This window comes from Massilia sp. H6, from assembly GCF_024802625.1.
Classification (GTDB): Bacteria; Pseudomonadota; Gammaproteobacteria; order Burkholderiales; family Burkholderiaceae_D; genus Telluria.
Genome location: NZ_CP103371.1, coordinates 2,755,258 through 2,779,911, shown reverse-complemented (window position 1 = coordinate 2,779,911; position 24,654 = coordinate 2,755,258). Strand labels below are relative to the sequence as shown.

At 63.2% G+C, this 24,654-nt stretch carries 25 protein-coding genes; 15 read left to right on the top strand and 10 right to left on the bottom strand.

Going from position 1 to position 24,654, the window contains the following annotated elements:
• Positions 1-212 precede the first annotated feature (212 nt).
• On the top strand, positions 213-1,310 hold the full coding sequence (locus tag NRS07_RS12370) for an RDD family protein (RefSeq protein ID WP_259207319.1): 1,098 nt from the start codon (positions 213-215) through the stop codon (positions 1,308-1,310).
• Positions 1,311-1,394: 84 nt separating this feature from the next.
• On the opposite strand, the gene NRS07_RS12365 is transcribed toward NRS07_RS12370, so the two are convergent.
• Together NRS07_RS12365 and NRS07_RS12360 are read right to left on the bottom strand one after the other, a co-directional pair.
• Positions 1,395-2,345 carry a serine hydrolase gene (locus NRS07_RS12365; RefSeq protein WP_259207317.1) on the bottom strand — a complete coding sequence of 317 codons (951 nt, stop codon included), beginning with the start codon at positions 2,343-2,345 and terminating at the stop codon, positions 1,395-1,397.
• Positions 2,346-2,651: 306 nt separating this feature from the next.
• Positions 2,652-3,698 carry a sulfate ABC transporter substrate-binding protein gene (locus tag NRS07_RS12360; RefSeq protein WP_259207314.1) on the bottom strand — a complete coding sequence of 349 codons (1,047 nt, stop codon included), beginning with the start codon at positions 3,696-3,698 and terminating at the stop codon, positions 2,652-2,654.
• A 223-nt stretch (positions 3,699-3,921) separates the two neighbouring features.
• Here NRS07_RS12360 and NRS07_RS12355 point away from each other — a divergent pair, with 223 nt between their 5' ends.
• The 4 genes from NRS07_RS12355 to NRS07_RS12340 all read left to right on the top strand — a co-directional run bounded on the left by NRS07_RS12355 (position 3,922) and on the right by NRS07_RS12340 (position 6,063).
• Positions 3,922-4,467 carry a GNAT family N-acetyltransferase gene (locus NRS07_RS12355; protein ID WP_259207313.1) on the top strand — a complete coding sequence of 182 codons (546 nt, stop codon included), beginning with the start codon at positions 3,922-3,924 and terminating at the stop codon, positions 4,465-4,467.
• 99 nt (positions 4,468-4,566) lie between these two features.
• Positions 4,567-5,202 carry a DUF882 domain-containing protein gene (locus NRS07_RS12350; RefSeq protein WP_259207311.1) on the top strand — a complete coding sequence of 212 codons (636 nt, stop codon included), beginning with the start codon at positions 4,567-4,569 and terminating at the stop codon, positions 5,200-5,202.
• Between the two features lie 114 nt (positions 5,203-5,316).
• The gene (locus NRS07_RS12345) at positions 5,317-5,598 is read left to right on the top strand and encodes a DUF378 domain-containing protein (protein WP_307729891.1); all 282 of its coding nucleotides are present in this window, start codon (positions 5,317-5,319) and stop codon (positions 5,596-5,598) included.
• 3 nt (positions 5,599-5,601) lie between these two features.
• Positions 5,602-6,063, top strand: a complete 462-nt coding sequence (locus NRS07_RS12340; RefSeq protein ID WP_259207308.1) for a metallophosphoesterase family protein — start codon at positions 5,602-5,604, stop codon at positions 6,061-6,063.
• A 15-nt stretch (positions 6,064-6,078) separates the two neighbouring features.
• Here NRS07_RS12340 and NRS07_RS12335 read toward each other — a convergent pair whose 3' ends face one another.
• Together NRS07_RS12335 and NRS07_RS12330 are read right to left on the bottom strand one after the other, a co-directional pair.
• A complete protein-coding gene (locus tag NRS07_RS12335) occupies positions 6,079-7,053 on the bottom strand; it encodes a glycoside hydrolase family 16 protein (RefSeq protein ID WP_259207306.1) in 975 nt (324 codons plus the stop codon).
• A 96-nt stretch (positions 7,054-7,149) separates the two neighbouring features.
• On the bottom strand, positions 7,150-8,055 hold the full coding sequence (locus NRS07_RS12330; RefSeq protein ID WP_259207303.1) for an alpha/beta hydrolase: 906 nt from the start codon (positions 8,053-8,055) through the stop codon (positions 7,150-7,152).
• Positions 8,056-8,166: 111 nt separating this feature from the next.
• On the opposite strand from NRS07_RS12330, the gene NRS07_RS12325 reads away from it, so the two are divergent.
• Positions 8,167-8,568 (top strand): hypothetical protein, encoded by a 402-nt coding sequence (locus tag NRS07_RS12325; RefSeq protein ID WP_259207302.1) that lies wholly within the window; start codon positions 8,167-8,169, stop codon positions 8,566-8,568.
• A 133-nt stretch (positions 8,569-8,701) separates the two neighbouring features.
• Here NRS07_RS12325 and NRS07_RS12320 read toward each other — a convergent pair whose 3' ends face one another.
• Positions 8,702-9,124: a hypothetical protein gene (locus NRS07_RS12320; RefSeq protein WP_259207300.1), complete on the bottom strand. Its 423-nt coding sequence runs from the start codon at positions 9,122-9,124 to the stop codon at positions 8,702-8,704.
• 150 nt (positions 9,125-9,274) lie between these two features.
• A complete protein-coding gene (locus NRS07_RS12315) occupies positions 9,275-10,951 on the bottom strand; it encodes an electron transfer flavoprotein-ubiquinone oxidoreductase (protein WP_259207297.1) in 1,677 nt (558 codons plus the stop codon).
• 169 nt (positions 10,952-11,120) lie between these two features.
• Here NRS07_RS12315 and NRS07_RS12310 point away from each other — a divergent pair, with 169 nt between their 5' ends.
• Entirely contained in the window at positions 11,121-11,897 is a 777-nt protein-coding gene (locus NRS07_RS12310; protein ID WP_259207294.1) for an SDR family oxidoreductase, read from the top strand.
• Positions 11,898-11,918: 21 nt separating this feature from the next.
• Positions 11,919-12,338, top strand: a complete 420-nt coding sequence (locus NRS07_RS12305; protein WP_259207292.1) for a thioesterase family protein — start codon at positions 11,919-11,921, stop codon at positions 12,336-12,338.
• Between the two features lie 54 nt (positions 12,339-12,392).
• Here NRS07_RS12305 and NRS07_RS12300 read toward each other — a convergent pair whose 3' ends face one another.
• Entirely contained in the window at positions 12,393-12,950 is a 558-nt protein-coding gene (locus NRS07_RS12300; protein WP_259207291.1) for a LuxR C-terminal-related transcriptional regulator, read from the bottom strand.
• A 140-nt stretch (positions 12,951-13,090) separates the two neighbouring features.
• Here NRS07_RS12300 and NRS07_RS12295 point away from each other — a divergent pair, with 140 nt between their 5' ends.
• From NRS07_RS12295 to NRS07_RS12285, 3 genes are all read left to right on the top strand, one after another.
• Complete coding sequence (locus NRS07_RS12295) at positions 13,091-13,789, top strand: CoA transferase subunit A (protein WP_259207290.1); 699 nt, start codon at positions 13,091-13,093, stop codon at positions 13,787-13,789.
• Positions 13,790-13,820: 31 nt separating this feature from the next.
• Positions 13,821-14,471: a 3-oxoacid CoA-transferase subunit B gene (locus NRS07_RS12290; RefSeq protein ID WP_259207287.1), complete on the top strand. Its 651-nt coding sequence runs from the start codon at positions 13,821-13,823 to the stop codon at positions 14,469-14,471.
• Between the two features lie 426 nt (positions 14,472-14,897).
• A complete protein-coding gene (locus NRS07_RS12285) occupies positions 14,898-17,144 on the top strand; it encodes a hypothetical protein (RefSeq protein WP_259207283.1) in 2,247 nt (748 codons plus the stop codon).
• A 61-nt stretch (positions 17,145-17,205) separates the two neighbouring features.
• On the opposite strand, the gene NRS07_RS12280 is transcribed toward NRS07_RS12285, so the two are convergent.
• From NRS07_RS12280 to NRS07_RS12270, 3 genes are all read right to left on the bottom strand, one after another.
• Positions 17,206-18,480 (bottom strand): M56 family metallopeptidase, encoded by a 1,275-nt coding sequence (locus NRS07_RS12280; protein ID WP_259207282.1) that lies wholly within the window; start codon positions 18,478-18,480, stop codon positions 17,206-17,208.
• On the bottom strand, positions 18,477-18,884 hold the full coding sequence (locus NRS07_RS12275; protein ID WP_259207280.1) for a BlaI/MecI/CopY family transcriptional regulator: 408 nt from the start codon (positions 18,882-18,884) through the stop codon (positions 18,477-18,479). Before NRS07_RS12275 ends, NRS07_RS12280 begins: the two co-directional genes overlap by 4 nt.
• Before the next feature lie 403 nt (positions 18,885-19,287).
• A complete protein-coding gene (locus NRS07_RS12270; protein ID WP_259207278.1) occupies positions 19,288-20,082 on the bottom strand; it encodes a 3-hydroxybutyrate dehydrogenase in 795 nt (264 codons plus the stop codon).
• Positions 20,083-20,216: 134 nt separating this feature from the next.
• Here NRS07_RS12270 and NRS07_RS12265 point away from each other — a divergent pair, with 134 nt between their 5' ends.
• The 4 genes from NRS07_RS12265 (at position 20,217) to NRS07_RS12250 (ending at position 24,645) form a co-directional block, all read left to right on the top strand.
• Positions 20,217-21,101, top strand: coding sequence for an alpha/beta fold hydrolase (locus NRS07_RS12265; RefSeq protein ID WP_259207276.1), 885 nt, complete (start codon positions 20,217-20,219; stop codon positions 21,099-21,101).
• Between the two features lie 28 nt (positions 21,102-21,129).
• Entirely contained in the window at positions 21,130-21,480 is a 351-nt protein-coding gene (locus tag NRS07_RS12260; RefSeq protein WP_259207273.1) for a RidA family protein, read from the top strand.
• A gap of 4 nt (positions 21,481-21,484) precedes the next feature.
• Complete coding sequence (locus tag NRS07_RS12255; protein ID WP_259207271.1) at positions 21,485-23,749, top strand: bifunctional (p)ppGpp synthetase/guanosine-3',5'-bis(diphosphate) 3'-pyrophosphohydrolase; 2,265 nt, start codon at positions 21,485-21,487, stop codon at positions 23,747-23,749.
• An 89-nt stretch (positions 23,750-23,838) separates the two neighbouring features.
• On the top strand, positions 23,839-24,645 hold the full coding sequence (locus NRS07_RS12250) for an ABC transporter permease (RefSeq protein ID WP_259207270.1): 807 nt from the start codon (positions 23,839-23,841) through the stop codon (positions 24,643-24,645).
• Positions 24,646-24,654: the final 9 nt, after the last annotated feature.

The following is a 24,654-nucleotide window of genomic DNA, read 5'->3' as shown; positions in this document are numbered from 1 at the left end:
AGGCCAAGCCGAGCGCTTGCCGGACTGGCTTCGATCGAACCCAGCCATACCGCCACGGTCTATCCTTGGGTCGGGAGCCAGGCATCCGCGATCGACGTTAATGAAATCTTGAACTGCGTAATCTTGAACTGTGTACTCTTGAACTGCGCACTCTTGAACTGCCAATGACACATCCAGCGCACACCAGGGTTGAGGTGAGCCCGGCAGCGGGCATGTTAGTTCGCGACCGCTGCACGGCCTTGCTCCCAATCACGCAGGCCAGCGCCGCGCCGGCCTGGCTGCACCCGGGCCTGCCTTTCGAGCTTCCCCTTGCACGTGCCTGGCAGCGCTGGTGCGCCCGTTCCTTCGATATCTGGTGGCAGACCGCCCTGGTGGCGCTGGCGGCCGGGCATGCCATCGCCAGCGTCGCGCCGGCTTTCCTGCGCTGGCTCGAAACACCACTTGGCTGGAAACTGTTCGGACTGGCGTGCATCCCGGCGGGCTTGCTGCTGGACGCGGCGCTGCACGCCGTGGCGGGCAGCACACCGGGCAAGGCCCTGCTGGGCCTGCAGGTACTGGGCGCCGACGGGCGCACGCCGCGCTTTGGTGAGCTGGCCGGGCGCAACCTGCGCCTGTGGTACGCCGGCCTGGGGCTGGGGCTGCCGCTGCTGATCCTGCTGACGATGGCGCGCCAGGGCCTGCGGCTTCGGGGCGGCAGGCCGGCCAGCTACGACAGCGGCCGCTTCCTGGTGCGGGCCAGCCCGGTCGGATGCCTGCGCAAGAGCGTGTTCGGGGTCTTGTTCGTGCTGCTGCTGGGCACAGTGGTAGCGCTCGACGCCGCCGACCGCCAGGACAGCCGCGAGATCGCGGCCGCGCAGCCCGCGCCACAACTTGCCTGGACCAATCCGGTCACCGGCCTGGCGGTGCCGATCGGCGCGCAATGGCAGGCAGACGTGCGCATCGTCGACAATGGCAACGACAGTGACAGCATGCACTACCTGTTCACCGAGCGTGGCGGACGCGCGGTGGTGCTGCTGGCGTTCGACGAACACGGCAAGACGAGCCTGCCAGCCTACACCCGCGCGCTGATGGACCGGCTGGGCGCCGACCTCGTGCTCGAGCACCGACGGATCGACGATTTTCGTGGCCGGCCATCCTGGGCGGCCAGCGGAGCGGGGCGCGATGGCGCGACGACGGTGCGGCTGCGCGTGGTGCCGGTGCAGGGCCGCGCCTGGCGGGTAATGGTCATGCAGGCGCCACCGCTGGCGGCAACCGACGACCTGGTGCACGAACTGAGCGACGCACTGTGGGAAAGCGTGCTGCCGATTTAGGCAGTATCGGTAACTTCGGCAACTCCGGCCCCAATAAAGAAAGGGCCTTGCGGCCCATTCTTTATCACGATGCTGATCCAGCGCTTATTTTTTCCTGCGCTTGGGTGTGACTTTCGCCTTGCGCACGACGCGCTTTTTCGCGGCTTTGACCTTGGATTTGCCCGCGCTGGCCTTGATGCGCGCCGCTTTCGACGAGGCCTTGATGCGCGGTGCGCGGCCCGCGGCTTTGGAGACCATCCGGCTGACCGGCTCGCCGCTCATGAAGCGGCGGATATTGAGCGCGTCGAGGATGCGCGCCGACGAGGCGCCTGCATTGAGCAGCACCATGGTGGCATTGGTGCCGTTGGCCTTGATGTTCATGATCAGGCAGCGGCCGGCTTCCTGGATATAGCCGGTCTTGGACAGGCCAATATCCCAACCCTTGGCACCGACCAGGCGATTGGTATTGCGGTACTCGACTTCGCGGCCGCTGATATTGATCAGATCCTTGGACTCGGTGGTCATGTTGGTGATCACCGGGTAGCGCGACGAGGCTGCTGCCATCTTGATCAGGTCGCCGGCGGTCGATTGATTGCGTGGCGACAGGCCGGTCGGCTCTTCGATCACGGTCTGGGTCATGCCCAGCGCGCTGATCTTGCGGCGCACGGCGGCCTTGAAGCCAGGCGTGCCGCCCGGGAAGGTGCGGGCCAGCGCCGCGGCGGCGCGGTTATCCGACGACATCAAGGCCAGTTGCATCACGTCGCGGCGCGAAATCAAGGAGCCGACCGGCACGCGCGAGCTGCTGTGTTTGAAGGTGTCGACGTCGCTGCGATCGATCTCGATCAGCTCGTCCATGTCCTGCCTGGCATCGAGCACGACCATGGCGGTCATCAGTTTGGTGAGCGACGCGATCGGCATCACGGCGCTGGCATTCTTTTCCAGCAAAATCTTGCCGGTGTCGTCTTCAACAACAAGCACCGATTCTGAGCCGAAGGGCAGGGCGAACGCCACGGCCGAGAACGACATCAGTACGGTGGCAAACAGTTTTTTGAGCATTGTTGGGTCTGGATTAAGCCTGCGATGAGCGGGAAAAGCGGCCGGTGTTCAAAAGCGCGCAGTCAACAATCTAGCTGTAGGGCAACTACAGAAAGGTGGACGATAGCATTAAGCATTGGTGTATGTCTATGGCGCACAAGCAAAACTGGGTATGCAGATAAGATTTTTCGCCCAGAACAACGATTCACATGGCAGAGCGTCTACAGGCATTGCCATCCTGACCGCATCGCGTCATGACAGCACTGCGCGCTTTTTGCATGGCCCACAATGCACAAGCCCTGCGCGGGGCAGGGCTTGGAGTCAGGTTTATTTCGACTGGTAGATCTTGTCGAATTCGCCACCATCATCGAAGTGGCGCTTCTGCGCATTGCGCCAGCCGCCGAACAGCTCATCCACGGTGAACAGGTCGATCGGCTTGTAGTTGGCCGCGTATTTCTTCATGACCGCGTCCGAACGCACGCGCATGAAATGCTTCGCGCCAATTTCCTGACCCTGAGGGGAGTACAGGAAGTTCAGGTAGGCGGTCGCTTCCTTGCGCTGATTGCGGCGATCGACCACTTTGTCGACCACGGCGACCGGCGACTCGGCCAGGATCGATACGGATGGATAGACTACCTCGAAATTGTTGCCGAACTCTGCGCGCACCATGCTCACCTCGTTTTCAAAGGTCACCAGCACGTCGCCGATCTGGCGCTGGGTAAAGGTGGTGGTGGCGGCGCGCCCGCCCGCGTCCAGGATCGGCACGTTCTTGAAGATGCGGGTGACCAGTTCGCGCGCCTGCGCTTCGGTGCCGCCTTTTTTCTTCATTGCCGAACCCCAGGCCGCCAGGTAGGTATAGCGGCCGTTGCCGGCGGTCTTAGGATTGGGAATGATGACCTGCACGCCTGGCCTGGCCAGGTCGTCCCAATTGCGGATGCCTTTTGGATTGCCTTTGCGTACCAGGTAGACCATGGTCGAGTAATAAGGCGCGGCATTGTTCGGGAATTTTTTCGCCCAGTCTTTTGCGACCAGGCCGCGGTCTGCCAGCATGTCGATGTCATTGGCCTGGTTCATGGTGACTACCGACGCCTCCAGGCCGTCGGCCACGGCGCGTGCCTGCTTGCTCGAGCCGCCGTGCGACTGCTTGATGGTCACGGTGGTGCCGGTCTGCTTCTTGTGCTGTGCGATGAAGGCCGGGTTGATCTCTTTGTACAGCTCGCGCGCCACATCGTAGGACACGTTCAGCAGCTCGGCCTCGGCAGCATTGGCCGACAGCGGCAGCGCGGCGCCCAGCGCCAGGGCCAGCACCAGCCGGCGCAGGGGAGAAGCAACGAAGGAAGCGCGCAGGGAAGAACGCGGGGCGGAAGATGGCATGAAGTTCTCGCTTTTGAACGGAAGAAGATGAAAAGCATCATGCTTCTGTTCGCTCCAATACGGAACAATCATTTCGTCATATGCTTAGTATGCACCCAGCCATATGCATGCCGGCAGCATGCCTGCAAACTTTCGGTGTATAGTCGTAGCCTGCTGAGCGTTCCCGGCGCGGTTCGCGTGGCGGTTTTTTGATTGTCTTTACATGCACCTATCAAGATGTACGATGCCCACGCGGTTTGACATTCGCCAGGCGATAACCGGAGATGCTGGCGCAGCCTGTGCGCTGCTGCGCCGGTCCATCGAAGTCGGCTGCAAGGCCGATCACCAGGACCTGCCGGCAGTGCTCGAGGCCTGGCTCGGCAACAAGACGTCGGCCAATGTCGCTTCCTGGTTCTCTACCCCCACGAATCACGCTCTGGTGGCCGAAAGCGCTGGCCAGTTGCTGGGCCTGTGCCTGCTGACCCAGGCCGGCAAGCTCGCCCTCTGCTATGTCGCGCCGGAAGCCCTGCGCAGTGGCGTCGGGCGTGCGCTGCTGCTCGCTGCCGAAGAGCAGGCGCGCGCCTGGTGCATTGCCAAGGTACACCTGCACAGCCCGGCGAGCGCCAGCGCTTTCTTCGAGCGCAACGGCTACGTGCATGCCGGCAAGGACAAATCCTGCTTCGGCCTGGAATGCGACCTGCTGTGGAAGCAGCTCGATCCCAAAGGCCAGCCGGCCGAGGTTGCGGCCGACCGCGCGGCCGCGCGCAAGCGGTTCTGCAACTGCGCTTGACCTGTGCTTCTGGCGGACCATGCCACGGTTTGCACGTGCAGGCCTTCTTTGCCCGCAGCGCTTACGTTATAGTAAGCGTCTTCAACAGATGAGTACCTCATGACTGGCCGTAGAAACTTCTTGCAACAAAGCGCCCGACTGTGTGCACTGGGCGCCCTGGCCTCGCCGCTAGCCACGCCGCTGGCGGCGGCAGCGCCCAACACCGATCTCCAGCCACCTCCCGACCTGTTCGATGCCCAGCTGCTCGACATCGATTTCTGGGTCAAGCCGCGCACCCTGTCGCTGGTGCGCCCGCAGAGCGGCGAGCGGACCAAGCTGCTGTACTGGAAAGATGGCGAAGTCATCGATTCGGCCTATCAGGAGCTGTGCCATATCCTGCGCGACGTCAACGGCCGCGAGTCGGCGCCGATCGATCCGAAGCTGTTCGAAATGCTGTGGGGAACCCAGGCCTTCATCGCGCGCTATGGCATGCACCAGCCGCTCGAAATCCTGTCGGGCTACCGCACCGAAGCCTCGAACCGGCGCCTGATCGAAGAAGGCATCCCGGCTGCGCGCAAATCGCTGCACACGATGGGCAAGGCGGCCGATATCCGCATTGCCAGCCTGAACGAAGAAGTGCTGGGCGGTCTGATCCGCAGCTTCCGGCAGGGCGGCGTCGGCTATTACTACCGTTCCGGCCCACGCGGCGGCTGGATTCATGCCGACACCGGCTTGACGCGTACCTGGAAGGGCTGAAGCGCCCGTGCGAGCGGTTCTTCGAACTTGGGCTAAACTGAGTTGTCAGCGTCAGTGCAGCACATGCTGGCATTACCATGCACTTTTTTCCCCTAGGAGGCAGTGATGGCAACGATGAACACTCCCACAATTGACCGCAGGACCATGGGCGAACGGCGCACCGCCGAACGCAGCCACCATCGGTCCGCCATGTCGGCACTCGACTATCTGGCCATGGCCTTGCTGATCATTGGCGGCCTGAACTGGGCAATGGTCGGCCTGTTCGATGTCGACATGGTCGCCACCCTGTTCGGTTCGGGCAGCCCGGCCACGCGTATCGTGTATGTCGTGGTCGGCCTGGCCGCGCTGTACTCGATCTACACGACTGCCAAGATGGCAGGCAGCAAGCGCACCTGAAGGATGCGGGTCGGGCTGATTTCCGACACCCACGGGTTGCTGCGTCCGGAAGCGCTGGCCTTCCTCCGGGGCAGCAACCATATCATCCATGCGTGCGACATCACCGGGCCCGAGATCCTGGCTCCGCTCGAAGCGATCGCGCCGCTGACGGTCGTACGCGGCAACAACGACCGCGGCGCGTGGGCCGTTGCGCTCCCCGAAACGGCGGTGCTGCGCATCGGGGCGCTTGCCATCTACGTCATCCACGACCTCAAGCAGTTGCCGATCGAGCCGGCGGCCGCGGGCATGCGGGTGGTGGTGGCCGGACATTCGCACAAGCCATCGCGCTCCGAATACGGCGGTGTGCTGTATATAAACCCGGGCAGCGCCGGACCCCGGCGCTTCAGGCTGCCAATATCGGTAGGAGAGCTGTTGGTCGACGGCGACCGGGTGACGGCGCGGCTGGTGACGCTCGACATTAATTGAGCCGCCAGCGGCGATTCAGCGCGCGGCCTGCCTGCCCAGCGTGACCTGGCCCTTACCGTCGAGCTGGTAGACGCGTATATAGTCCACGTACAGGGTACCCGGCAGCGGCGCCGTGACCTGGCCCGGGACAGCCGCGTCGGTAAAGTTGCCGCCGACTGCCAAGTTGAGCAGCAGGTAGAAGGGCGCCTGCAGGGCAGTCGAATTGACCGGAAGGGGCGCTTGGTACAGGTCGTGCTCGACGCCGCCGTCCACCACCGTAAAGCGCATCTGGCTGGCGTTCCAGTACAAGCGATAGCTGACGAAGCGGTTCACGAGCGGCGTGCGGGCAACATACCAGTTCCTGGTCTGCCAGGCGGTGGAGGCGGCGCAGCTGTCGTTGCCAGGCGCGCAGGCGGACTGCTGCCAGGTGATGACATTGGCGCCGACAAAGTTGTTGCTCGGCGGCGAACCGGCGTCTGCGCGGCTGGACGCCTTGTGACCCATTTCCATGATGTCGATCTCGCCCTTGCGTGGCCAGCTCTGCCCACTAACCCCGAGCATCCAGGCGGCCGGCCACAGGCCGGTATCGAGATTCGGAGTGCTCATGCGCACCTCGATCATGCCGTACTGGACATGCACCTTGCCCTGGGTATCGACCTTGCCCGAGCTGAAGGCCTTGCCGCCTAGCGCCTGGCGGCGCGCCTGGATGGCCAGCGCCCGGGTGCCCGATTCGAAGGGCACATCCACGATAGCCAGGTTGTCAGGGCTGTAGTACTGCAGCTCGGCATTACCGTAGCCACATAACTTGATCTGGCAGCCATCGCCGTCGGAGGCGTTCCAGGCGCCGCTATCAAGGCTGCTGCCGTTAAATTCTTCCGACCACAGCAACGGACCGATCGCGGGATTGCCGACACTGGCAAATGCCTGTGCGCTCGAGGCCAGCAACACGGCCGAGACAACCGCTTGGAAAGGTTTCCAATAAAAGGCATGATTCGGGTTTTGATGATGCACTTTACGTCCTTTTTCAGCTGATAGTTTGGTGCCGCCGAACTATTTTACAGCAGCAGAGCTGGCCGGCGGAGCAGCCCGTCCACCAGCCCGCCCGCATCATTTGCGCGACGATGCCAGGTATGCGCGCAGCCCGTGCGTCAGTACCAGCGGAAACACGCTGGCATGGTCTTCGTCTTCGAATACGCGCAGGCGCGTCTTCAGGTTCGGATAGCGATGCGATGTCAAGCTGGCGTCGAACTCGCGCAAGTCCGCCACCATGTCGGCGTCTTCTTCAGAGCGCGAGCGTTTCTTGCCCGGCGCGAGCTTCTCCAGGCCGCCGATGCCGAAGAACACCGAGGCCGGCAAGTCCTTGTGACGCGCGGCATAGGCCAGTTCGCGCTCGAACATCATGCCGGCGTCGTACCAGAGCGACGGACTGCCCAGGATGTAATGCTCGAAGCTGCGCGGCGCGCTCAAGAGCAGCTGCAGGCCGAGCAGGCTGCCGTAGGAATGCCCGACAAAGATCTTGCGGCGCATGTCGGCGCGGTACTCGCGGGCAATCATGGGAAAGACTTCCGAGGTGATGAAGCGGCCGTAAGCGGCGGCTTCGCCGAAGGCGGGGGCGCGTCCCGGCATGTCTGATCGATAGGTGTGGCGGCGCGGCACGCTCGGCGTATAGTCGCGCCGGCGGCTGAAATTGGGCGCATCGCCCTTTGCGTACGACAGTCCCACCACGATGACTTGCTCCATGCCTGCATGCTTGTGCAGACGCGAGGCGATACTGCGCGCCAGCGGAAAGGCGTAGTTCGCATCGGCCACGAACAGCACCGGGTAAGACTTGCCGCTTTCGCGGTAGGCGTCGGGCAGGGCGACATAGACCTGGTAGTCGCGCTTGAGAGCCTGGGCACGGATATCGCGTACCTCGGTATTGTCAAGCACGTAGCTTTCGCGGGCGTGGGCGCTGCCAGCCAGGCAGCACAGGGCAAACAGCAGGGGGCGTAACTTCCAACGAATGTTTTTCAAGCCAAACCTTTCATCATGCGGTGACAAGCTGCGGATCAAAACGCGTCTGACCGAAGTCTGCCATGGAAAAATCCCGTAAGATACGCTTCGATCCGCATTTACCCAAGCCGCATGACCACGCCACCTATTGATTCGCCACCGCGCTTTCGTCCTCGCCCCTGGACCCACCTTGAAACGCCGCAAGACGTCGAACTCTGGATCGACGAACATAACGCCGCTTTGCAAGAACTGGTCCAGCCTCAGGAAACTGGCGTGGGCATTTGCTTCACGCTGGCCGAAGGGGGCGCGGTGACCATGCAGACTACTGGCGACGCGGTGGTGCTCGACGTCGACCAGGATGCCGAATGGATCGCCCCGCTGATCATGGCCGCGACCGGCGCCGAGCCGCCGCGTGGGCGGGTCTGGGTCTTGCCCGATGACCGGCTGGTGCAGCTGATTCTGGGCCTGTCGACGCTGGTGTTGAATACCACCCTGGTGGTCGGCCATGCCTTTGGGGCGCGCGAACGGAGGTAATACGGCCGGGCACGCAAGAAAGCGCACCGGGCGGGCCATGTGGCCTGCGGCGGTGCGCGTGCTTACTTTGCTGTGATTACCGTGTTACCGAACTAGCCCTGCTTTGTTGCTGTGCTGTGAAGCGGCTCTTCGGTCAGCGGTTGCCGCGCTGCTTGTCGGCGCTGCTGTCCTGGTCCCAGGCCTGGGATGCATCCTGTGCGGATTCACCCTGGCGCGAACCCAGGTCATCGAGTGCCGGCGTGCCACCGGAAGCATGCTGGCCGCCCGATTGCTGGCTACCTGCTTGCTGGCCGGACTGCTGGCTGCCTTGCGGTTTCTTTCCGGATTGCTGATTGCCTTGTTGCAGTTGATCGGATTGCTGACGGCCTTGCTGCTGCATGCCGGACTGCTGGTTGGCTTGCTGGCTGTCTTGCTGCTTTCCAGATTGTAGGTTGCCCGACTGCTGACCCGACGGCATATTGCCCGACTGTTGCTGACCGACCCGATTGCTGCTCGAGTCGTCGATGTCGTTGTCGTGACGCGGACCTTTTACTCCATGTCCCTTGTTTTCACCCATGCTGTACTCCTTACTTGAGTGGTTGAGGACTTCATCATAAACCTCTCGTCGGCAGCGGCAATCGGACTTCAGGAGCTTGTACCGTAGGAATCCACGGACAAAGTCAGCAGTAAATCCGAGAGCCCAGGACCGAGCGCAGCCGCCCCGCCTTTACATGTTCGGGTAGTTCGGGCCGCCGCCGCCTTCCGGCGTGACCCACACGATGTTCTGGGTCGGGTCCTTGATATCGCAGGTCTTGCAATGCACGCAGTTCTGGGCATTGATCTGCAGGCGGTCCTTGCCGTCGTCGGTCTTGACAAACTCGTAGACACCGGCCGGGCAGTAGCGCTGCTCCGGGCCGGCATACTTGGCCAGGTTGACGTCCACCGGGATGCTGGCATTCTTGAGCGTAAGGTGCACCGGCTGGTCTTCGCCATGATTGGTGTTGGAGATGAACACCGACGACAGGCGATCGAAGGTCAGCTTGCCATCCGGTTTCGGATACGCGATCGGCTGGAACTGCGAAGCCGGCTTGAGCATCTCGTGATCGGCATGCTTGTGATGCAGCGTCCAGGGCGCCTTGCCGCGGAAGACCATCTGGTCGATGCCGGTCATGATCGTGCCCAGATACAGGCCTTTCGACATCCATGGCTTGAAGTTGCGCGCCACATGCAGTTCTTCGTGCAGCCACGATTTTTCGAAGGCGGCCGGGTAGGCGGCCAGTTCGTCGTGCTGGCGGCCTTCGCCGAGCGCGGCAAACGCCGCTTCGGCGGCCAGCATGCCGGTCTTGATTGCGCTATGGCTACCCTTGATGCGGCTGGTATTGAGGAAGCCGGCGTCGCAGCCGATCAGGGCGCCGCCCGGGAACACGGTCTTGGGCAAGGACTGCAGGCCGCCGGCGGTAATGGCACGCGCACCGTAAGAAATGCGCTTGGCGCCTTCGAAATAGTGGCGGATCGCCGGATGCGTCTTGTAACGCTGGAATTCATCGTACGGCGACAGATAAGGGTTCTCGTATGCCAGTCCCACCACGAAGCCCACCGCGACCTGGTTGTTCTCCAAGTGGTACAGGAAGGAGCCGCCGTAGGTGCTGTTGTCCAGCGGCCAGCCGGCGGTGTGGATCACCAGGCCCGGCTTGTGCTTGGACGGATCGATTTCCCACAATTCCTTGATGCCGATGCCATAGGTCTGCGGGTCCTTGCCATGGTTCAGGTCGTACTTGGCCATCAGCTGGCGCCCGAGATGGCCGCGCGAACCCTCCGCGAACATCGTGTACTTGGCATGCAGTTCCATGCCGAGCTGGAAATCCGAGCCAGGCTCGCCATCGCGCTTGACGCCCATGTTGCCAGTGGCGACACCCCGGACAGAGCCGTCCTGGTTGTACAGGATCTCGGCCGCCGGAAAGCCCGGGAACACTTCGACGCCCAGCGCCTCGGCCTGGGTGCCCAGCCAGCGCACCACGTTGGCCAGCGAAATGACGTAGTTGCCGTGGTTGGTCAGCATCTTCGGGACCATGAACTGCGGCGTCGCATACGACTTGGTCTCGGTCAGGAACAACACCTGGTCTTCGGTCACGGGAGTGTGCAGCGGCGCGCCTTTTTCCTTCCAGTCCGGGATCAGCTCGTTCAGGGCGATCGGGTCCATGACCGCGCCGGACAGGATGTGGGCCCCGAGTTCGCCGCCTTTTTCCAGCACGCAGACCGACACCTCGCGGCCGGCTTCGGCGGCCATCTGCTTGAGACGGATCGCCGCCGACAGGCCAGCGGGGCCGCCGCCGACGATGACCACGTCGTATTCCATCGCTTCACGCGGTCCGTATTGTTCGAGGAGGTTGGTTGGCTCTGTCATGGTCTCTTAATTAGGCGAAAAAAATTTAAGCACGAGTGTGCGGGTTTTTGTCATTGTTTGCAACTTTTGCGCCATTTTACGGACATTATTAGATGCGGCAATCTAATAGTGATGATTTGTGTAAGATGGTGGCTTCGCAAACGTATGGCTGAGACAAGGGGATCCGAGCGTGGGCATCGAAGTCAATTACGAAGGAAAAATCGCCATGGTCACCGGCGCATCGAGCGGCCTCGGGGCGCGCTTCGCCAAGGCGCTGGCCGGCGCCGGCGCGCAGGTGGTGCTGGCTTCGCGCCGGGTCGAGCGGCTCAAGGAATTGCGCGCAGAGATCGAGGCCGACGGCGGCGCCGCGCACGTGGTGCGGCTGGACGTTACCGACCTGGGAAGCATCAAGGCGGCCATCGCGCACGCCGAGACCGAGGCCGGCCCGATCGACATCCTGGTCAACAATTCGGGCGTGCAGAGCACCCAGCGCCTGCTGGACGTGACCGAAGAAGACTACAACTACATCATGGATACCAATCTGCGCGGCGCGTTTTTCGTCGCGCAGCAAGCCGCCAAGCGCATGATCCAGCGCGCCAAGGGCGACCCGCGCAAGCAGCACCGCATCGTCAACATCGCTTCGGTGGCGGGCCAGCGGGTGCTGCCGCAGATCGGCGTGTACTGCATGAGCAAGGCCGGCGTGATCCAGATGACCAAGGCCATGGCGGTCGAGTGGGGGAAATACGGCATCAACGTCAATGCCATCTGCCCCGGCTACATCGCCACCGAAATGAACGAGGATTATTTCGGCACCGAGCAGGGGCGCAAGCTGATCGACATGCTGCCGCGCAAACGCCCGGGCCGGCCAGAAGATCTCGACGGCCTGCTGCTGCTGCTGGCGTCCGAAGAAGCCCATTTCATCAATGGCGCCATCATCACGGCCGACGATGGCATGACGGCGCAGTAATTTGTTTAAACGAGGCACGCAATGAGCAGCAAGCAGTTAGTCCATACCATGACCATGCCCATTCGCTGGGGCGACATGGATGCCATGGGTCACGTCAACAACACGGTCTATTTCCGGTATATCGAGACCGCCCGCATCGCCTGGCTCGAGCAGGTTGGGGCACTGCCCGACCCCAGCAGCGAGGGGCCGGTCATCGTCAGCGCGCATTGCAGCTTTCTCAAGCAGCTGACCTATCCGGGCCAGATCGAAGTGACGACCTGGGTCGGCCCGCCGGGTCGTTCGAGCTTCGAGGTGAGCCACGAGATCCGCCTGGTCGGCCCAGGCGGCCAGGCCGGGGCGCTGCATGCCGAGGGCGGCGCCAAAGTGGTGTGGGTCGAGTTCAGGGCCGAGAAATCGAAGCCCCTGCCCGACAGGCTGAGGGCATTGCTGCCGGCGGCTTGAGCGCGCCGCGCTCGTTGACCCGGGGCCGAACGACCCACCAGGACTGGGGCGCTATCAGCGCGCTCCCACCAGCTTGTGCACCAGCTCCGACGAGGTCGAGGCCGCGAACTTGCGCATCAGGCTGGCGCGGTGCATTTCCACCGTGCGCGGACTCAGGTCGGTGTCGCGCGCGATCACCTTGCTGGTCTTGCCCTGCACCAGCAGGGCAGCGATCTCGCGTTCGCGCGGGGTCAGCTTGGCCGACACTGGCCGCTTCTCGCTGACGTCCTCGAAGGTCCACACGCCGGCGCCGAGCGGCTGGGCCGCTTGCAGCGCGCGCCCGGTCACGTGGCACCAGAACAGCTCGCCGTCGGCGCGGCGCATGATGCGCTCGTCCGAATAGCGGCCCCTGGCATTCATGATGGGCACGATGCGCTCGCCGGTGCGCAGGAACTCGTCCATCGTCGGATAGAGCACGCTGAACGACTGGCCGTGCAGCTTGCCCTGGCCATACCCGAACATCTCCGCCAATGCCGCGTTGCTGGCCTGGATCACGCGGTCGCGCGAGACGCACATGCCGACCGGGGCCTGCTGGAAGATCGTTTCGTAATCAATGGCGTCGGGTGCAATCATCGGGTCTGACTCGGGTGCCTGGCTGAAGGAAGGGCGGGCCGTAGTTCTACGGTATTGTCATTCGGAGCAGCCTATTTTAAGCTGAGACTCCACTCGGTAGTACAGAAGAGCTTTTCGGCTTAACCATAAAAGGGACGGGTATGAACAAAGTGTATCCTGATGCGGCGTCGGCGCTGGCCGGCATCGTGGCAACTGGCCAGACCATCGCCGTGGGCGGCTTCGGCCTGTGCGGTATTCCGGAAGCGCTGATCGAAGCGCTGCGCGACTCGGGCGTCAAGGACCTTACCGCGATTTCGAATAATGCCGGGGTCGACGGTTTCGGCCTGGGCCAGTTGCTGGAAACCCGCCAGATCAAGAAGATGATCGCGTCCTACGTCGGCGAGAACAAGGAGTTCGCGCGCCAGTTCCTGGCCGGCGAACTCGAACTCGAATTCACGCCGCAAGGCACGCTGGCCGAGAAGCTGCGCTGCGGCGGCGCCGGCATTCCGGCCTTCTTTACCAAGACCGGCTACGGCACCATCGTCGCCGATGGCAAGGAAACCCGCGAGTTCGACGGCGAGCATTACGTGATGGAGCGCGCGCTGGTGCCGGACGTCTCCCTGGTCAAGGCATGGAAGGCCGACAAGGCCGGCAACCTGGTGTTTCGCAAGACAGCGCGCAACTTCAACCCGAACGTCGCCACCGCGGGCAAGGTCTGCATCGTCGAAGTCGAAGAGCTGGTCGAGATCGGCGAGATCGATCCGGACCAGGTGCATACCGCGAGCATCTTCGTGCACCGCATCGTCCATAACCCTTCGCCGGAAAAGCGCATCGAACAGCGCACCGTGCGCGCGAACTAAGACGAATCAAGACTACACCTGGAGACAGAACATGGCATGGACTCGTGATGAAATGGCCGCGCGCGCGGCGCAGGAACTGCAAGATGGCTTCTACGTAAATCTCGGCATCGGCCTGCCGACCCTGGTGGCAAACTACGTGCCCCAGGATATCGAAGTGTTCCTGCAGTCGGAGAACGGCTTGCTGGGCATCGGCCCGTTCCCGACCGAAGCGCAGGTCGACGCCGACCTGATCAATGCCGGCAAGCAGACCGTGACGGCGCTGCCGGGCGCGGCCTACTTCAGTTCGGCCGATTCTTTCGGCATGATTCGCGGCGGCAAGATCAATCTGGCAATCCTGGGGGCGATGCAGGTGTCCGAGCACGGCGACCTGGCCAACTGGATGATTCCTGGAAAGATGGTCAAGGGTATGGGCGGGGCAATGGACCTGGTGGCCGGGGTCAAGCGCGTGGTGGTGGTGATGGAGCACGTCGCCACCGCCAAGGATGGCTCGACCAGCCACAAGATCTTGCCGAAGTGCGACCTGCCGCTGACCGGCGTGGCCGTGGTCGACCGCATCATCACCGACCTGGGTGTGATGGATATCACCGAGCGCGGATTGAAGTTGGTAGAACTGGCGCCGGGAGTGACCAAAGAGCAAGTTTTGGTAGCGACTGGTTGCGAGCTGGACGTCTCGTCAGTCTAACCGCCTGCTACGGCGGCGGCGCCGCCGCCCATCCAGCGAAAGCCCGGCAAGCCTGCTTGCCGGGCTTTTTTGTATCCGCAGCCACCGCACCACCCGGAGCAAAGATTGTCTGTCAGATAAGCTCAGTTGGCAGGGTGATCGACGCTGGTTCGAAGACGATAAAAAATTTTTTTTATCCCATTTCTCATAGGGAAAAACAGCTTCGTCAGCCTGAATGCATTCCCTTTTCCCATGTACTTTCCTGTTCGCATCGTATATTGTGGGAAAAATGTGTCAGGGGTAATTTCCCCCAGGACACAAAGAGTTACGTTCTGACCATGTGAGGCCAGCGCATACCCTGCGTACCGTCTCACGGCTTGGCCGGCCCGACAAGCAAGGGTTCATGGAACGTCGTCTTATTCGTCTTTTCAACTTTCAGACTTTCGAATGCACTCCTTAAAACTCCATACCGTCTTCCTGGCTGGCGCCATCCTGGTGACTGGCAGCGGCATGTCGGCAGCCACCTACGCTGCCGACAGCAGCACCTACGTTCCGCAAAGCCGTGCGACCAGCCGCGCCGCGGCTCCCGTGACAATCAGCACCGCCAGTTCCAGCGCCTACATTCCTGGCAGCCGCGGCGGATCGACCGGCGCCGTCTCCGGCAATCCCGCTCCGAGCCCGACGGCCGCCACAGTGACCGATATCCGCTTCGAAAGCACATCTTCGGTTGCGCAATCGAACGTTCCCGTCACCTTTGGCCATATCTTCGCTCCGGGCCATCTAGCCTCGGGAGCTTCGCTTTCCGGCCGCCTCGGCAGTGGCGTCACGGTCCCGCTGCAGCTCGACGTCAAGGCTCGCCATCCGGACGGTTCGGTGCGCCACGCCATCGTATCGGCCGTCCTGCCATCCCTGGGTGCCGGGCAGACGCTGGTCATGACGCTCGACCGTGCCGGTGCCGCGAGCAAGCTCGCCGGCACCACCAGTTCACTGCTCAACAGCGGTTTCAACGCCTCGTTCAGCGCGACCATCGGCGGCGTGCGCTACACGGCGGCGGCCGATGAGCTGATTCGCAAGTCCCTTGCCAAGTCGTGGCTGAGCGGTGCCACCGCCAATGAATGGCATGTTTCCGCGCCCTTGACGAACAGCAAGGGCGTAGCCCACCCGCACCTGTCGGCGCGGTTCGCCGTGCGCTGGTACGAGGCCGTCAGGAAAGCCCGGGTCGATGTCGTGATCGAGAATAACTGGGCTTACGAGGCGGCGCCCCAGAACTTTACTTATAACGCAGAGATTTTGGTCGGTGGCAAGGCTGTGTATGCCAAGCCGTCGCTGCAGCATTACCATCACGCCCGCTGGCGCAAGATGTTCTGGTGGAATGGCGCCGCGCCGGAAGTCAACGTCAAGCACAACACCGCCTACCTGATCGACAGCCGCGCCGTGCCAAACTACGACCGTTCGCTCACGATTCCCGACACTGTGCTGAGCGACCTGCAGAAACGTTGGGCCAATGCCTCGACCGAGCCGATGGGTACTGGGCTGTCCAATCCCTATATGCCGGCCACCGGGGGCCGCGGTGATATCGGTATCCTGCCGCAATGGACAACAATCCACCTGCTGAGCATGGACCGCCGCGCTCGCGATGCTACCCTCGGAACTGCCGAGCTGGCGGGCAGCTTCTCGTCACACTACCGCGACAAGCAAACCGGGCAGCCGGTGAGCCTGGTCGACTATCCCTACATGACGCTGGTGGGCCGGCCGGGCGACGCCATCAACCCTGCGACCAAGCAGAATGAAGGGTTCCCTGGCTGCGCCACCAGCACCGCATGCGGGTCGCCGAATGTGGAAGACGTGTCGCATCAGCCGGGCTATGCCTACCTGCCTTACATGCTCACGGGCGACCATTTCTTCTTGGAAGAGCTGCAGTTCTGGGGCATGTATAACGTGTTCAATTCGAACCCCGGATATCGTCAGAACATCAAGGGCTTGCTCAGTCCCGAGCAGGTGCGGGGCCAGGCATGGGGCTTGCGCACGCTCGCCGAAGCAGCCTATATCGTCCCTGATGACGACCGGCTGAAGGAACATTTCAACCGCATACTCGAGAGCAACCTTGATTGGTATAACGAGAATTATACGAACAACGCGGGCGCCAACAAGTTGGGTGTACTGGTCAATGGCTACGCGCTGGCGTATTCGAACGGACGTGGCATTGCCCCCTGGATGGATGACTTCTTTACCGCCGCGCTGGGCCATGCCCACGAACTGGGCTTTACCAAGGCCACTGCCATGCTCAAGTACAAGGCCCGGTTCCCGATCCAGCGCATGATCGGCGAGGGTAGCTGCTACGTCAACGGCGCGATGTACTCGATGCTGATCCGTGATAGCGCTACCAGCCCGCTCTACACCACGATCGGCCAGGCATTCAGGGTCAGCAACGACTTCGAACTGGGCGCGGCCTACAACAAGCTGGCATGCGCCGGCACCGCCATGGCGCAGGCGCTCGGCCTGAAGGTCGGCGAAATGACCGGCTATTCGTCAGCGTATGCCGGCTATCCGTCGAACATGCAGCCGGCGCTGGCCTATGCAGCCGATGTCGGCGGCGCCGACGGCGCCAGGGCCTGGGCGGTATTCATGTCGCGTAGCGTCAAGCCGAACTACGCGCTCGGCCCGCAGTTCAACATCGTCCCGCGCACGCGCTAGGGGGGGCTGGTCTCCCTGGCACCCTGGCGCCGGCAATCGGTGCCAGGGTGCCAGGCCTTGACTAATCGAGCGACCAGACGTATTGCACCGCGGTCCAGGCCGGTACCGGTTTGCCCTTCGTTGTCGCCGGCTTGAATGTGCATTTCGCTAGCGCCGTTTGCGCGGCATCATCGAGCGCCGCATGGCCGGAAGACTTTTTAAGCCTGGTGTCAGCGACCTTGCCGTTGGTGGCCACCATGAAGTCCAGCGAAACCGTGCCGGTGTGATGGAGCTTGATCGATTCGGCCGGATACAAGGGCCGATCACAAGATTTGAAGTCGGCAACCGCGGGGACGTCGGGCTGCGCTTGCGGCGCGGCGGGCGCCGCATGGGCGAACACTGCGGCGCTTACCGCCGCCAGTCCCAGCATGGGAATGCCTGCCTTCCAGTTCAGCGCCTGCCCGAGTGTATGCGACTGCGGGCGTAACAATCGTTTGATGCGTGACATAAGATCTCCTCCGTTGGCCGCTTGGGCCAGGTGGTGGGTGGGGAACTGGATTTTCTCCAGTTCGGAAAGGGCCAGGGCCAGGCGCCGCGGTTCGCCTAGTTGCCGTGCCGCGATATCGTCGGCAATCTGTTCTCGTTCGACGCGGATGCGTCCCGAGATCCACCAGACCGCCGGGTGGTAGAAGAACAGGGTCTCGACCAGGTTCTGGCCGAGGTTCACCAGGTAGTCGTGACGCTGGATATGCGCCATTTCATGGGCCAGCAGGGCTTCGAGCAACGGTGCCGGCATGCCCGATACCAGTGCCGCCGGCACCAGCACCACCGGGCGCCACCAGCCGGCCGTGACCGGACTTGCCAGGCCCGCGACCACGCGCAGGCGCACCGCGCGGCCGATGCCGAATCGCAGCGCGAGCGTGTCGATCCGCGCCTGCCATGGCGCATCGCGGCGCTCATGGGCGGCGGCGCGGCCGATCCACAGTAGTCCGGACACCATGCGCAAGGCCAGCGCCAGCGCGCATGCCGCCCAGGTGGCGACAATCGGCACCAGCTGCTCGGCCAGCACCGTGGCCCAGCCTTGATCGATCGGCGCACCAGCCACCAGCCCCGCTGCGAACAGCACCATCGCGTCGCCACCGGTGCCTTCGCCGCCATGCAGGCGCAGCGCCAGTTCGGTGGCCGGCCAGGCCAGGCACAGCAACAAGCCTAGGCAGGCCGCCAGGTAGCGTGACTCGGGGCGGGCATTGCTTAGCGCCATCAGGACAAGCGCAGTCGCGCAGCCGATCAGCGTGCCTTGCCAAAGAAAGTGGACCAGGGTCCAGCCGACGCTGCCTATCAGGTCGGCGCTGCTCATGACTGCTTTCCTGGTGTGTCTTGCGGTTGCTCTTCGCGCAGCAGCGCTTCGATTTCGTCGCGCTCTTTCTTCGAGATGCCGCTCTTGAGCGCGGCCAGCACCAGTGCCTTGGCCGAGCCGGCAAAGGCGCGCTGCACCAGGTCCTGCAACAGGTTGGTCTGCATCGAGTCACGTGCATGCACCGGGGCATAGACGTGCGATCGTTCGCGCTCGTCGCGCACCAGCAGGCCTTTGGCGTGCATGATCTGCATCAGGCGCAGCACGGTGGCATAGGTCACGTCGGGCTTGTGCTTCTGCATTTCATGGTGCACCTGCTTGGCGGTGCCCGATCCCAGCGGCCAGAGCACTTCAAGTAGCTCGAGCTCGGCTGGCGTCGGTTTGGGGGTGTCGGACTTGCGGGGCATGAGCGTCCTCATAGGTAGTTGATGGATATAGAATAGTTTGTCTAGATACCCGTGTCTATAGTTTTCGTGGCGTGTGTGCGTTTTATTCGTGGCGGGTAGCCGACGCGCCTGCATGGCATGTGGCTGTGCATCGAGATCAGCATGGCGTCGGGCCTACTTAGACAGGATGATCTACTTGGAATATGCTTGGGCCGCAGGGACGGCTGCGGTGATGCGGTGCGGTCTTCTTGGGGCCGGCCGGTGGCGGCGCTGTGGCAGGAATTCCTGGCCAGGATCGGCTGATGAATCGGCTGACCACGTCGACGAAAAAAACGCCGGGCAAGCCTCGGCGTGTTTTATCGAGCAGGGCGAGCAATCGAGCCGCAGCGCGCAACGTCCAGTAGGGTCTTGAAAGGACTGGATCTTATTGCGCCGCCCAGCCCCCATCCATGTTCCACGCCACGCCGCGCACCTGGTCACCTGCCGGGCTGCAGAAGAACACGGCCAGCGCGCCCAGTTCGTCCGGCGTCACGAATTCGCCGGACGGCTGCTTTTCGAGCAGCAGCGACTTGCGCGCGGCGTCGTTGGACAGGCCTTCGCGGGCGGCGCGGTCGTCGACCTGCTTTTGCACCAGCGGCGTCAGTACCCAGCCCGGGCAGATTGCATTGCAGGTGACGCCAGTATGGGCATTTTCCAGTGCGGTTACCTTGGTCAAGCCCACCAGCCCGTGCTTGGCCGCGACATATGCCGACTTGCCGCTTGAACCCACCAGGCCGTGGACCGAGGCCAGGTTGATGATGCGCCCCCAGTTCTTTTGCTTCATGGCGGGAAGCGCCAGGCGGGTGGTGTGGAAGGCCGAGGTCAGGTTGATTGCCAGGATCGCATCCCATTTCTCGGGCGGAAATTCATCGACCGGCGCCACATGCTGGATGCCCGCATTGTTGACCAGGATATCGACGCCGCCGAATTTATCGGCGGCGAACTGCATCATCGCTTCGATTTCGGCCGGCTTGGACATGTCGGCGTTATGGTGGGCGGTCTGCACGCCGAACTCGGTGCCGGTCTCGAGGTAGAGCTTCTCGATCTGCTGGGCGTCGCCAAAGCCGTTGAACACGATATTCGCGCCCTGGCCGGCCAGCGCGCGGGCAATGCCCAGGCCGATGCCCGAGGTTGAGCCGGTGACGAGCGCCGTTTTCCCACTTAACATAGTCGATTTCATTTCGTCCTCTAGGTGAAGGTGATCGGGTTGCTGCTACAGAATTGGTAGAATTCTAATCGCAACGCCGCGTAAAATGATGCATTGCGTGAAGACGCGACCACCAAGCAGACTATATTGCCATGACGGAGCCGGGGATGAGCCAAGCCAGACTAAAAAGCGTGCAGTGCAGTTCGCCGGCCGGCCTGCACCGGATGGCCTACAAGGAATGGGGCGACCCGGCCAATCCCAGGGTGCTGGTCTGCGTGCACGGCGTGACCCGCGTGGCCGACGATTTCGATCAGCTGGCGCAGGCATTGTGCGGCCACTACCGCGTGGTATGCCCGGACGTGGTGGGGCGCGGGCGGTCGCAGCGGCTGCGCGATCCGGCTTACTATACGGTACCGCAATACGTGGCCGACATGGTCACGCTGGTGGCGCGCGTGACCCAAGGGGATGATGGCGATGGCGGCGTGCACTGGTTCGGCACCTCGATGGGCGGCCTGATCGGCATGGTGCTGGCCGCGCTCGAAGATAGTCCGGTGCGCAAGCTGGTCATCAACGACATCGGGCCGGTGCTCGACCAGGGCGCGGTCCAGCGCATCGGCGAATATATCGGCCAGGACATCCGTTTCCCGGATTTCGACGCCGGCGCCGCCTATGTGCGCACGGTGTCGACCTCGTTCGGTCCGCATACCGATGAAGAATGGTTCAAGCTCGCCAGCGACGTGCTGCGCCAGGACGCCGACGGCCAGTGGACGCGCCACTACGACCTGGGCTTGGCCCAGCCGTTTCGCGCCATCACGCCGCAGCAGGCGGCGCTCGACGAGGCCGCGTTGTGGGCGGCGTGGGATGCGATCAGCTGCCCGACGCTGCTGGTGCGCGGCGAACTGTCCGACTTGCTGTCGCACGCGACGGCGCAGGAAATGTGCAGCCGCGGGCCCAAGCCCCGGCTGGTCGAGATCCCGGGCGTGGGCCATGCCCCGACCTTTGTGCGCGCCGACCAGATTGCGGTGGCGCGCGATTTTTTACTGGGCTACTAGTCCCCTTTTTAGATCGAAGAAAGCAACCATGGAAATCCAACGTCTCCACGTGGGCAAGCGTTTGTCCGAAACCGCCATCCACAATGGCACCGTCTACCTGGCCGGCCAGATCGCCGAAGACACCACCCAGGATATCGACGGCCAGATGCGCGAAGTGCTCGGTCATGTCGACCGCTTGCTGATGGAAGCCGGCAGCGACAAGTCCTGCCTGCTCACCTGCCAGATCTTCATATCGAGCATGGCCGATTTCGACGGCATGAATGCAGTCTGGGACGAGTGGGTCGCCCAGGGCCATACCCCGCCGCGCGCGACCGTCGAAGCCAAGCTTGCCAACCCCGCATGCCTCGTCGAAGTCTGCGTGACGGCTGCACTGCGCTGACGTAATGGTTTCAACCGCTTTCCTTGGCGACGCCACCACCCAACTGGTCCAGGGACTCGGCCCCGATGACGCCGCCCGCGTGCAGGCCGCGCTCGACTACGCCGGCAGCGCCTATGGCGAGCGCACGGCAACGTCCGGCCAGAGCGCGTTCGAGTTCTCGCTCGGCGTGGCCGGTACGCTGGCCTACCTCAGCACCGATGCCGAGACCCGCATCGCCGGCCTGCTGTTCGAGCTGGCGATGGCCGATCCGCAGGTCGCCGGCTCGCTCGAGGAGCGCTTCGGCAAGGAGGTGTCCGACCTGGTGCAGGGCGTCTACCAGCTGATCCGGCTGCGCGACCTCACTACTGGCAAGGAGCAGGCCGAAGGGGGGAGAAGCGGGGGCAGGAATGCCGGGAAAAACGCGGCCCAGCAGGCTGCGGCCCAGGTCGAGACGCTGCGCAAGATGCTGCTGGCGATGGCATCGGACATGCGCGTGGTGCTGATCCGGCTGGCCTCGTGCGCGGCCGGCCTGCGTTATTTCGCCGACCAGAAGCGCTTCGACGACATCACCCGCGCCTATGGCCGCGAAGTGCTCGACTTCTATGCGCCGCTGGCCAACCGGCTCGGCATCTGGCAGTTGAAATGGGAACTCGAGGATTTGTCGTTCCGGTTCATCGAGCCCGATACCTACAAACGCATCGCCCGCATGCTCGAGGAAAAGCGCTTGCAGCGCGAAGGCTTCGTCGAGTCGTCGATCGCGCGCTTGCAGGGCGAACTGGCGCAGGCCGGCATCCAGGCCGAGGTGAGCGGGCGCCCGAAGCACATCTACAGCATTTACAACAAGATGCGCGGCAAGGAGCTCGATTTTTCATCGCTGTACGACGTGCGCGCCTTTCGCGTGATCGTCCCCGACGTCAAGACCTGCTACACGGTGCTGGGCATCGTGCACAATATCTGGACCCCGATCCCGCACGAATTCGACGACTACATCTCGCGCCCCAAGCCCAACGGCTACCAGTCGCTGCATACCGTGGTCAATGCCGAAGACGGGCGCCCGCTCGAGGTGCAGATCCGCACCCAGGAGATGCACAACTTCGCCGAATACGGTATTGCGGCGCACTGGCGCTACAAGGAAGAAGGCGGATCGAACTTCAAGAGCCAGAAATACGACGAGAAGATCGCCTGGCTGCGCCAGCTGCTGGCCTGGAAGAGCGACGTGGCCGACGTTGTCGCTGGCCAGCAGGAGCAGCAGAAGGAATGGGTCGAGAAGCTCAAAGCGGCGACACTTGACGACCGCATCTTTGTGCTGACGCCCCAGGCGCGTGTGCTCGAATTGCCGCAAGGGGCGACCCCGATCGATTTCGCCTATCACCTGCACAGCGAGGTAGGCCACCGCTGCCGTGGCGCCAAGATCGACGGCATCATGGTGCCGCTCAATACCCCGCTGCGCAACGGCCAGACGTGCGAGATCATCACCGCCAAGGGCTCCAGCGGCAGCCAGGGACCTTCGCGCGACTGGCTCAGTCCCGGCTATACGGTGAGCAGCCGCACGCGCTCGAAGGTGCGCGCCTGGTTCCACGCGCTGGACCAGGCCGAGACGCTGGCGCAGGGCCGCGCGCTGGTCGAAAAGTCCCTGCAGCGCGAAGGCAAGACCGCGGTGAACCTGGAGGCGCTGGCGCACAAGCTGGGCTTTGCCAAGTCGGACGAGCTGTTCATCCAGGTCGGCAAGGAGAAATTCAGCCTGCGCCACGTGGAAGCGGCACTGCATGATGCGGTCGAGCCGCCACCGCTGGACGAAACGGCGGTGGTCAACAAGAGCCTTGCCTCGAGCGTGGAAAAGGGCGCCAAGTCGGGCGTGCTGGTGGTCGGCACCGAAGGCCTGATGACGATGCTGGCCAGGTGCTGCAAGCCGGCGCCGCCCGATCCCATCGTCGGCTTCGTCACGCGCGGCAAGGGGGTGTCGATCCACCGCCTGAGCTGCAAGAACTTCGCCGAGATGCGTATAAAGTCACCCGAGCGGGTCATCCAGACGGCCTGGGGGGCGGCGCTGTCCGAGACGGTTTATCCGGTCGACCTGTTCATCCTCGCGAGCGACCGCCAGGGACTGCTGCGCGACATTTTCGAAGTATTCTCTCGCGAGAAAATCAATGTCACTGGCGTAGCCTCGCAAAGCGCCAAGGGCCAGGCGCGCATGGTGTTCACCGCCGAGATCGGTTCGACCGCGCAGCTGCAAAAGGCACTGGCGGCGCTGGCCGAGGTGAGCGGGGTGGTGGAGGCGCGCCGGCAGTAGTGGCCTGCCTGCCTGGCGGTTGCCTCGCAAAGCAGCAATCCGATACAAATTTTCGCACCACCCATCCATATCTGTATCATATCGACACCATGCGCCGAACCCTCAATCTCACCGCCCGGCCAAGCTTGTGGGGCCTGGCCCTGGCACGCTACCTGCGCAGCTGGTGGTACATGGTGCATCTGAGCGCGGTGGCGATCGTGATGGCGCTGTCGCCGTCCACCTACAACCGCGAGAACCGGCTGGCCGCCGCGCGCCATATCCATGCCAGTACCTGGCAGGTGCTGCCCTGGTTCACCCTGGCGTCGGCCCTCATCAGCCTGGTCATCATCCGCATCGTGCTGGTCACCGCCAAGAGCTATGGCCTGTCGCATTTCGCGCTGGAGATGGTGGTGCGGGTGCTGGTACTGGAGCTCATTCCGCTGGCCGCCGCGCTGTTCGTGGCGCTGCGCGCCAGCATGGCCTTCGACGTGTCGGCGCTGGGCCTGGCGCGCTCGGGCATGTCGCCACAGGCGGCCAGCGACGAAACGCTACGGCGCATGCGGCGCGACATGGTGCCGCAGCTGCTGGCCAATGCGGTGGCGGTGCTGAGCCTGGCCATGGTCACCTCTACCCTCGTGCTGGTGCTGGCCTACCTGAACGCCTACGGCCTGTCGCCCTGGGGCGTGGATGACTATACCCGCACCGTCGGGCGCGTGTTCGCGCCGACAGTGGCAATCGGGTTCGTGCTCAAGACCGTGCTGTTCGGGCTGGCCGTGGCCCTGATTCCGACCGCCGCCATCCTCGAATTGCAGCGCTATCCGCGCAAGGTGGCGTTCACCGTGCAGCCCGGCGCTTTGCGCCTGCTGTTCATGCTGCTGCTGATCGAAGCGGCTTCGCTCGCCCTGAAATACATGTAATCAAGAGAA

What these genes read in the sequence shown, in the direction of transcription:
- NRS07_RS12370 (WP_259207319.1), top strand. Translation starts at nt 213, where the DNA reads ATGTTAGTTCGCGACCGCTGCACGGCCTTGCTCCCAATCACGCAGGCC.
- NRS07_RS12365 (WP_259207317.1), bottom strand. Translation starts at nt 2,345, where the DNA reads ATGCTCAAAAAACTGTTTGCCACCGTACTGATGTCGTTCTCGGCCGTG.
- NRS07_RS12360 (WP_259207314.1), bottom strand. Translation starts at nt 3,698, where the DNA reads ATGCCATCTTCCGCCCCGCGTTCTTCCCTGCGCGCTTCCTTCGTTGCT.
- NRS07_RS12355 (WP_259207313.1), top strand. Translation starts at nt 3,922, where the DNA reads ATGCCCACGCGGTTTGACATTCGCCAGGCGATAACCGGAGATGCTGGC.
- NRS07_RS12350 (WP_259207311.1), top strand. Translation starts at nt 4,567, where the DNA reads ATGACTGGCCGTAGAAACTTCTTGCAACAAAGCGCCCGACTGTGTGCA.
- NRS07_RS12345 (WP_307729891.1), top strand. Translation starts at nt 5,317, where the DNA reads ATGAACACTCCCACAATTGACCGCAGGACCATGGGCGAACGGCGCACC.
- NRS07_RS12340 (WP_259207308.1), top strand. Translation starts at nt 5,602, where the DNA reads ATGCGGGTCGGGCTGATTTCCGACACCCACGGGTTGCTGCGTCCGGAA.
- NRS07_RS12325 (WP_259207302.1), top strand. Translation starts at nt 8,167, where the DNA reads ATGACCACGCCACCTATTGATTCGCCACCGCGCTTTCGTCCTCGCCCC.
- NRS07_RS12320 (WP_259207300.1), bottom strand. Translation starts at nt 9,124, where the DNA reads ATGGGTGAAAACAAGGGACATGGAGTAAAAGGTCCGCGTCACGACAAC.
- NRS07_RS12315 (WP_259207297.1), bottom strand. Translation starts at nt 10,951, where the DNA reads ATGACAGAGCCAACCAACCTCCTCGAACAATACGGACCGCGTGAAGCG.
- NRS07_RS12305 (WP_259207292.1), top strand. Translation starts at nt 11,919, where the DNA reads ATGAGCAGCAAGCAGTTAGTCCATACCATGACCATGCCCATTCGCTGG.
- NRS07_RS12300 (WP_259207291.1), bottom strand. Translation starts at nt 12,950, where the DNA reads ATGATTGCACCCGACGCCATTGATTACGAAACGATCTTCCAGCAGGCC.
- NRS07_RS12295 (WP_259207290.1), top strand. Translation starts at nt 13,091, where the DNA reads ATGAACAAAGTGTATCCTGATGCGGCGTCGGCGCTGGCCGGCATCGTG.
- NRS07_RS12290 (WP_259207287.1), top strand. Translation starts at nt 13,821, where the DNA reads ATGGCATGGACTCGTGATGAAATGGCCGCGCGCGCGGCGCAGGAACTG.
- NRS07_RS12285 (WP_259207283.1), top strand. Translation starts at nt 14,898, where the DNA reads ATGCACTCCTTAAAACTCCATACCGTCTTCCTGGCTGGCGCCATCCTG.
- NRS07_RS12280 (WP_259207282.1), bottom strand. Translation starts at nt 18,480, where the DNA reads ATGAGCAGCGCCGACCTGATAGGCAGCGTCGGCTGGACCCTGGTCCAC.
- NRS07_RS12275 (WP_259207280.1), bottom strand. Translation starts at nt 18,884, where the DNA reads ATGCCCCGCAAGTCCGACACCCCCAAACCGACGCCAGCCGAGCTCGAG.
- NRS07_RS12270 (WP_259207278.1), bottom strand. Translation starts at nt 20,082, where the DNA reads ATGAAATCGACTATGTTAAGTGGGAAAACGGCGCTCGTCACCGGCTCA.
- NRS07_RS12265 (WP_259207276.1), top strand. Translation starts at nt 20,217, where the DNA reads ATGAGCCAAGCCAGACTAAAAAGCGTGCAGTGCAGTTCGCCGGCCGGC.
- NRS07_RS12260 (WP_259207273.1), top strand. Translation starts at nt 21,130, where the DNA reads ATGGAAATCCAACGTCTCCACGTGGGCAAGCGTTTGTCCGAAACCGCC.
- NRS07_RS12255 (WP_259207271.1), top strand. Translation starts at nt 21,485, where the DNA reads ATGGTTTCAACCGCTTTCCTTGGCGACGCCACCACCCAACTGGTCCAG.
- NRS07_RS12250 (WP_259207270.1), top strand. Translation starts at nt 23,839, where the DNA reads ATGCGCCGAACCCTCAATCTCACCGCCCGGCCAAGCTTGTGGGGCCTG.